The 6,544-nt window shown below is 66.7% G+C and carries 9 protein-coding genes; 6 read left to right on the top strand and 3 right to left on the bottom strand.

All coding sequences use genetic code 11. The features are described from left to right. Both A5691_RS21505 and A5691_RS21510 read right to left on the bottom strand, forming a co-directional pair. A partial coding sequence (locus A5691_RS21505; RefSeq protein WP_067757724.1) for a class I SAM-dependent methyltransferase occupies positions 1–630 on the bottom strand: 630 nt, incomplete at its 3' end. Positions 631–819: 189 nt separating this feature from the next. Continuing rightward, entirely contained in the window at positions 820–1,521 is a 702-nt protein-coding gene (locus A5691_RS21510; protein WP_067757602.1) for a TetR/AcrR family transcriptional regulator, read from the bottom strand. 122 nt (positions 1,522–1,643) lie between these two features. Between A5691_RS21510 and A5691_RS21515 the strand changes: the two genes are divergently transcribed. The 6 genes from A5691_RS21515 to deoC all read left to right on the top strand — a co-directional run bounded on the left by A5691_RS21515 (position 1,644) and on the right by deoC (position 5,730). Beyond that, entirely contained in the window at positions 1,644–3,038 is a 1,395-nt protein-coding gene (locus tag A5691_RS21515; RefSeq protein WP_067757605.1) for a DUF445 domain-containing protein, read from the top strand. Between the two features lie 84 nt (positions 3,039–3,122). Then, positions 3,123–3,548 carry a helix-turn-helix domain-containing protein gene (locus tag A5691_RS21520; RefSeq protein WP_067757727.1) on the top strand — a complete coding sequence of 142 codons (426 nt, stop codon included), beginning with the start codon at positions 3,123–3,125 and terminating at the stop codon, positions 3,546–3,548. A 104-nt stretch (positions 3,549–3,652) separates the two neighbouring features. Further along, positions 3,653–4,258 carry a heparin-binding hemagglutinin gene (locus A5691_RS21525; RefSeq protein ID WP_067757608.1) on the top strand — a complete coding sequence of 202 codons (606 nt, stop codon included), beginning with the start codon at positions 3,653–3,655 and terminating at the stop codon, positions 4,256–4,258. Between the two features lie 77 nt (positions 4,259–4,335). Then, a complete protein-coding gene (locus A5691_RS21530) occupies positions 4,336–4,623 on the top strand; it encodes a DUF2516 family protein (RefSeq protein ID WP_067282206.1) in 288 nt (95 codons plus the stop codon). Positions 4,624–4,627: 4 nt separating this feature from the next. Beyond that, entirely contained in the window at positions 4,628–5,044 is a 417-nt protein-coding gene (locus tag A5691_RS21535; RefSeq protein ID WP_067782594.1) for a DUF2599 domain-containing protein, read from the top strand. After that, positions 5,044–5,730 carry a deoxyribose-phosphate aldolase gene (gene deoC / locus A5691_RS21540; RefSeq protein WP_067757614.1) on the top strand — a complete coding sequence of 229 codons (687 nt, stop codon included), beginning with the start codon at positions 5,044–5,046 and terminating at the stop codon, positions 5,728–5,730. The genes A5691_RS21535 and deoC overlap by 1 nt, the downstream gene beginning before the upstream one ends. A gap of 59 nt (positions 5,731–5,789) precedes the next feature. Here the strand turns inward: deoC and A5691_RS21545 are convergent. Continuing rightward, the coding region (locus A5691_RS21545; RefSeq protein ID WP_231982309.1) for a DUF2993 domain-containing protein at positions 5,790–6,544 on the bottom strand (755 nt) is incomplete at its 5' end.

Consider the following 6,544-nt stretch of genomic DNA (forward strand, 5'->3'; position numbering starts at 1 on the left):
ATCTTCCTGCGTCGGCAGCTGGCCGCCCGGAAAAATCTCGGTGCCGATGAATCGCGCGAATCTCACATCGCTCATCGTCAGCTTGACGCCGAGTGCGGGCATCTGCTGCCATTGATAGGTCAAAATGGTGTGCAACAGCATCCGACCGTCGTCGGGCAGGATGTGGTGGGCACGTTCAAAAAAGGCCGGCCACCGGTCGGCCTTGAACGCCTCGAAGGCGCCGATGCTGACGATTCGGTCGACCTTGTCGTCGAATTCCTCCCAGCCCTGCAACCGGACTTCGACGGAGCGGTCGGTGGGGATGGCGGCCATTTTGGCCTTACTGTAGGCAAACTGGTTGCGACTCAGCGTGATCCCGATCACGTTGACGTCATATTTCTCGATCGCCCGGTGCAGCGCTCCTCCCCAGCCGCAACCGATGTCGAGTAGCGTCATGCCCGGCTCGAGATTCAACTTGCCCAGCGCCAGGTCGATCTTGGCAAGCTGCGCCTCTTCCAGGGTCATGTCGTCGCGCTCGAAGTAGGCGCAGCTGTACGTCTGGGTGGGGTCCAGGAACAACCGGAAGAAATCATCGGACAAGTCGTAGTGGGCTTGCACGTTTCCGAAATGCGGCGTGAGCTGCACAGACATGTCGAGAAGAGCCTTTCATTTTACACGGAGGCAGGGACGCCCGGCGCAGCTGCGTCGCCCCCGGTGCACCCTCTGCATGCTAGTCGCTGCGGGCGATGCACGTCGTTCTCACTAGCGGGTCATAGCGTCACACGAAACGGGTTGAATTCACAAAATGAGAACCGCCCTGGGCGCCCCGCGGGGACGCATCTACTGGCCGCGGGGCGGAACGATCGGCGACGGGTGGGGCTCCTCGCGGAACTTCTCCAGCGATCCGCCTACCTCGACGATGCCCTTCAACGCATTCCAGCTCAGCATCGTCAGGTAGTCGATCAACTCGTCGCGGCTCATGCGCGGGAACGACATCCAGGAGTGGGTGGCCAGTTGCACACCGCCGACGATCAGGTAGGCCCACGGCTCCGCCCCGCCGGTGTCCATCCCCGCCTGCTGCATGCGTCGGCGCATCAGCACCGCGAGCATGCGGGCGATGATGCGCTCGGAGTCGGCGATCACCTTGCTCTTGCTGGCCGAGCTGTTCGACATCACGAAGCGGTATGGCTCGGGTTCGTTCGCGACGGTTTCGACGTACACCCGGATGACCTCGCGGGTCAGGTCGAAGCCGTCCAGATTGGAGGTCAGCGCCGAGGCCAGGTTGGGAATCAGGGTGGTTTGGGTGAACCGCATCATCACGGCGGTCGTCAGGTCGTTCTTGTCGACGAAGTAGCGATACAACACCGTCTTGGATACGCCGATATCCGCGGCGATGTCGTCCATGCTCAGGGCGCCGCCCTGCCGCCGGATCGCGTCGATCGTGCCGTCTACCAACTCGTTGCGGCGCTCCACCTTGTGTTGGTGCCAGCGCCGCTTGCGGCCATCCGTCTTGGCCGCCGCCGCCAACGTTCGCTCTGCCACTGTCGCCGATATCCCATTCACTAGACGCCCTCGATAATACGGCGTGCGGGCCTGTTTCGAACGGTGACCGCGCGCCCCTCGCGGGCTTGTGAACAGTGCGGTCACACCAAACGCCCGCAACGATGAATGATGGAGTGGTGGTACACAGAGCCTCGCCCCGAGGCGAAGCACCGGGGCCCCGCGCGGCGGCCCCCGCCCCGACGACCCCGTCGAGCGGAACCGGGCGTCCCCATCCGTCGCTCGCCGAATCCTTCGCCGGCGCCGACCCGCAGGCCGACGCCGAGCGACGGGTGGCGCTGCGCCGGATGAAGGCGGTGGCGCTGAGCTTTCTGATCGGCGCCACCGGCCTGTTCCTCGGCTGCCGCTGGGCGCAGGCCCACGCGAACCTGGGCGCCTGGGTCGGCTATGTCGGTGCCGCCGCCGAGGCCGGGATGGTGGGCGCCCTCGCGGACTGGTTCGCGGTGACGGCGCTGTTCAGGCATCCGCTGGGCATCCCCATCCCGCACACCGCGATCATCAAGCGCAAGAAGGATCAGCTCGGCGAGGGGCTGGGCACCTTCGTGCGGGAGAACTTCCTGTCGCCCCCTGTGGTGGAGACCAAGCTCCGCGACGCCCAGGTGCCCGGACGGCTCGGCAAGTGGCTGTCGGAGGCCTCGCACGCCGAGCGGGTGGCCAGCGAGACCGCCACGGTGCTACGGGTGCTGGTCGAGCTGCTGCGCGACGAGGACGTCCAGCAGGTGATCGACCGGATGATCGTGCGGCGCATCGCCGAGCCCCAGTGGGGGCCGCCGGTCGGGCGGGTCCTGGCGACACTGCTGGCCGAGAACCGGCAGGAGGCACTTATCCAGTTGCTGGCCGACCGGGCCTTCCAATGGTCGCTGAACGCCGGCGAGGTGATCCAGCGGGTCGTCGAGCGTGACTCGCCGACGTGGTCGCCGCGGTTCATCGACCACCTGGTGGGCGACCGCATCCACCGGGAGCTGATGGATTTCACCGACAAGGTGCGCCGCAATCCCGATCACGAGCTGCGCCGGTCGGCGACCCGGTTCCTGTTCGAATTCGCCGACGACCTGCAAAACGACGCCGACACCATCGCGCGCGCCGACGCGATCAAAGAGCAGCTGATGGCGCGCGACGAGATCGCCAATGCCGCCGCGACGGCCTGGAAGACGCTGAAACGGCTGGTGCTCGAGGGCGTGGACGACCCGTCCAGCACGCTGCGCACCCGGATCGCCGACACGGTGGTCCGCATCGGGGAGTCGCTGCGCGACGACGCCGACCTGCGCGACAAGGTGGACAACTGGATCGTGCGGGCGGCCCAGCACCTGGTTTCGCAATATGGAGTCGAGATCACAGCGATCATCACCGACACCATCGAGCGCTGGGACGCCGAGGAGGCCAGCCGGCGCATTGAGCTGCACGTGGGCCGTGACCTGCAGTTCATCCGGATCAATGGGACCGTGGTCGGGTCGCTGGCGGGCCTGGTGATCTACGCGGTCGCGCAGGTACTTTTCTAGTAGTGCTAACAAGTGCTTGCAATAGCAAGCACTTGTAGTAGTCTGATGGCCGTCACCATCGACCATCCGACCCAGGAGCGCGCCATGGCACCCGAGGAGAAGCTCTCCGCGAAGGTGTCCAATGCCGCCTCCGACATGGCCTCGGACATCGGCAGCTTCATTCGCACCCAGCGCGAACTCGCGCAGGTCTCGGTGCGCCAACTCGCCGAAAAGTCCGGGGTCAGCAATCCGTACCTGAGCCAGGTGGAGCGCGGATTGCGCAAGCCGTCCGCCGACGTGCTCAATCAAATCGCGAAGGCCTTGCGGGTTTCCGCCGAGGTTCTCTATGTGCGGGCCGGGATTTTGGAGCCGAGCGACAAAAGCCAGGTGCGCGACGCCATTATCACCGACACCGCGATCACCGAGCGCCAGAAGCAGGTTCTGCTCGACATCTACACATCGTTCACCCAACAAAATGAAATCAGTGAACCAAGCGACGAGGAGTGTTCCACCGAACCCAACGGCGAGTGAGCTTCCCCCTTCTGGCCGGCACGCATAGACCACCGACCGCTTGGATTACAGCCCTTCGTCTCCCATAGCAACACCCAAGAACGCCGTTAACGAAAGGAATCACCATGGCGGATAACACCAACATCGAAGATCTGCGGGCTCCGCTGCTCGCGGCCCTCGGCGCGGCCGACCTGGCCCTGGCGACGGTCAACGAGCTGATCGCGAACCTGCGTGATCGCGCCGAAGAGACCCGCGTCGACACCCGCACCCGGGTGGAGGAGAGCCGCGCTCGCCTGACCAAGTTGCAGGAGGACCTGCCCGAGCAGCTCGGCGAGCTGCGCGAGCGCTTCACCAGCGACGAGCTGCGCAAGGCGGCCGAGGGCTACCTGGACGCCGCGACCAACCGCTACAACGAGCTGGTCGAGCGGGGCGAGGCCGCCCTGCAGCGGCTGCGCAGCCAGACGGGTCTGGACGACGCCTCCGCGCGCGCGGAGGGCTACGTGGACCAGGCCGTCGAGCTGACCCAGGAAGCGCTGGGCACCGTCGCATCGCAGACCCGCGCGGTCGGCGAGCGTGCAGCCAAGCTGGTCGGCATCGAGCTGCCCAAGAAGTCCGACGAGACGGCGAAGAAGGCCCAGAAGGCCGTCGCCAAGAAGGCGCCCGCCAAGAAGGCTCCGGCCAAGAAGGCTCCGGCCAAGAAGGCGTCCGCCAAGAAGGTCACCCAGAAGTAAGTCCGACGGTCGACTCGGAGTTGCCCTCGGGCAACTCTGAGTCGACGTTTGGGACGGGGCCCGCATACGCTTAAGGCGTGAGCCACCTCGTGGGAACCGTCATGTTGGTCTTGCAGATCGCCGTTTTGGTCACGGCGGTATACGCGTTCGTGCACGCCGCGCTGCAGCGGCCCGACGCGTACACGGCCGCGGAAAAGCTGACCAAGCCGGTGTGGCTGGTGATCCTGGGGCTGGCTGTCGCGCTGACGTCCATCCTGAGTTTTGTTTTCGGGGTACTCGGGATGGCGATCGCCGCGTGCGCGGCCGGCGTCTATCTCGTGGACGTACGGCCGAAACTTCTGGAAATCCAAGGTAAGTCGCGCTAGCCGGATGAAGGCGCTGCTGACGGCGCCCGCCGCCGTGCTTCTCGCGCTGTGGGGCCCGGCGGCCACCGCGGCGGCCGCTCCGGTTTTGCCGTCCCCGCCGTTCATCGACCACACCGAGTGGGGGCAGTGGCGCGGCATGAGCAGCCTGCGCGTCTTCCCGACACCGTCGGGGCGGGCGGCCGCCGCCGGGCAACCCGGCAACGTCGCGCTCGCCGACGAGGCGTGGGGCGAGGTGCTGGCGCTGTCGCCGGACGCGGACACCCCGGGGATGCGCGCGCAGTTCATCTGCCACTGGCAGTTCGCCGAGGTGGCCGAGCCCGGCAAGACCAGCTGGAACTTGGAGCCGTGGCGCCCGGTCGTCGACGACGCCGAGATGGTCGCGTCGGGCTGCAATCCCGGCGGGCCCGAGGAGAGGTTCTAGTGGCCGGCAAACCCACCCGGGCGCAGCTGGCGGCGATGGTCGACCACACGCTCCTCAAGCCCGAGGCCACCGAGGCGGACGTGGCCGCGCTCGTCGGCGAGGCCGCCGAATTGGGCGTCTACGCGGTGTGCGTGTCGCCGTCGATGGTTCCGGTCGCGGTGCGCACCGGGGGCGTCCGGGTGGCTAGCGTCGCGGGTTTCCCGTCGGGCAAGCACATTTCGGCGGTCAAGGCGCATGAGGCCGAACGGGCCGTGGCGTCGGGGGCCGCCGAGGTGGACATGGTCATCGACATCGGCGCCGCGCTGGCGGGAGACATCGACGCGGTGCGGGCCGACATCGCGGCCGTGCGGGCCGCCATGAACGACGTGGATGCCGGGTCGGTGCTCAAGGTGATCGTGGAGTCGGCGGTGCTGTTCTCCGGGACGGACGAGAGCACGCTGGTCCAGGTGTGTCGCGCGGCCGAGGACGCCGGCGCCGACTTCGTCAAGACCTCGACCGGGTTCCATCCCGCGGGGGGCGCGTCGGTGCGCGCGGTCACCGTGATGAGTCAGACCGTCGGGGGCCGGTTGGGCGTCAAGGCCAGCGGCGGCATCCGCGCCGCCGCGGACGCGCTCGCGATGCTGGACGCCGGCGCCACCCGGCTCGGCCTGTCCGGCACCCGTGCCGTGCTCGACGGGCTTGGCTGAATTGTCCGGCGCCTCAACGCGCCGTGCCGGCGCGCATCGTTGCCGAACGGGCTGAATTGTCAGAGGTTGGCGAAGCAGGGGTCGTTGTTGTTGCCGGTCGGGATGCTCGCGTTACGCGTCGAGAAGTGGCTGGTCACACCGTCGTTGGTGACCTGCACGCTGTCCGCGTGGATGCCCAACGGGTAGTTCTTGGTGAACTGCGAGGTGAAGTCGTCCAGGGTCGACTGCACCGACTCCTTGGGCATCGTGAAGCCGAGCGCATTGAAGCTGACGATCTGCAGCTGAAGGCCGGTCCCCGACACCACCGGCTTGGTGGTCAGGTTGTCCAACATGCCCTTCAGCTCGATGGTCCCGTCGGCGGGGTGGGTGGTCACGGTGTTGGTGACGAACGGGCCCAGCACCGGAATCGCGTTCTGGACCGACTCCTTGATGCCGTCGGACGTCCAGGTGACGGTCGCGTCGAGTGAGCCGATCGTGCCCTTGGAGTCCTGCGTGTCCTTGAGCCGGACGTCGCGGATGTTGATGTCGATCTTCATGCCCTTGGCGTCGCGGACCTGGTTACCGGCGGTCTGCACCGAGATGTTGGTGTAGTGCTTGGTGAGTTGCTGCCACAGCATCAACGGCGCCACCCCGAACGATGCGGTGGCCTGGTCCTTGACCTCGCAGGCCACCGCTTCGGCGACCTTGCTGTTGGCGACGTGGCGGACGTACAGTTCCGCGCCGACCAGGCCTGCGATCACCAGGCAGACGGCGGTCAGTCGTTGCAGAGTGCGGCGGCTTATCTTCACTGTCCCCCCAGTTCGTCGTCTCCGAC

Source organism: Mycobacterium sp. E183, assembly GCF_001667735.1.
Taxonomy (GTDB): Bacteria; Actinomycetota; Actinomycetes; order Mycobacteriales; family Mycobacteriaceae; genus Mycobacterium.

What these genes read in the sequence shown, in the direction of transcription:
- A5691_RS21515 (WP_067757605.1), top strand. Translation starts at nt 1,644, where the DNA reads ATGAATGATGGAGTGGTGGTACACAGAGCCTCGCCCCGAGGCGAAGCA.
- A5691_RS21520 (WP_067757727.1), top strand. Translation starts at nt 3,123, where the DNA reads ATGGCACCCGAGGAGAAGCTCTCCGCGAAGGTGTCCAATGCCGCCTCC.
- A5691_RS21525 (WP_067757608.1), top strand. Translation starts at nt 3,653, where the DNA reads ATGGCGGATAACACCAACATCGAAGATCTGCGGGCTCCGCTGCTCGCG.
- A5691_RS21535 (WP_067782594.1), top strand. Translation starts at nt 4,628, where the DNA reads ATGAAGGCGCTGCTGACGGCGCCCGCCGCCGTGCTTCTCGCGCTGTGG.